This is a genomic window from Terrabacter sp. 01T434 (assembly GCF_056398545.1).
In genome coordinates this window covers 1-374 of the sequence record NZ_JBFTPP010000043.1, presented here as the reverse complement: position 1 = coordinate 374, position 374 = coordinate 1, and the positions used below count along the sequence as shown (strand labels likewise).

The window sequence follows — 374 nt, the reverse complement described above, 5'->3', positions numbered from 1 at the left end:
GGTCCTCGCCGTATTGCCTCTTGGCCCGCCGTTGCCGCAGCAGGTCCCAGCACTGGTCGAGGTCTTCCTCGAGCTGCCTGAGCCGGAGCCGGTCGGGGACGTGGTCATGGTCGGCGCTCGCGGATTCCGCCTGCTCCCTGAGGTCGCGCTCCTCATCGACCAGGGCGGTGATGCGTTGGAGGATGTCGCGTTCGTCCATGGTGTCCTTCTTCCTGCTTCGAACCGCGGTGGGTACCTGCCAGCGTAATCACGGGTGTGCGCCGTGGCCAGAGCGCGCTGGGCGGGCGGACCCATCCCTTCGGAGGGGTCCGCCCGCAATCGTGCCCCAAGTGCGGGCGCGTCCGGCAGTTGCTTGGCCTTGCGACTGCTTAGGC

At 68.4% G+C, this 374-nt stretch carries 1 protein-coding gene; it reads right to left on the bottom strand.

Going from position 1 to position 374, the window contains the following annotated elements; all coding sequences use genetic code 11:
• Positions 1-199 (bottom strand): DUF2630 family protein (locus AC1DIW_RS21915; protein WP_478110935.1); only part of this gene is annotated, 199 nt, incomplete at its 3' end.
• Positions 200-374 lie beyond the last annotated feature (175 nt).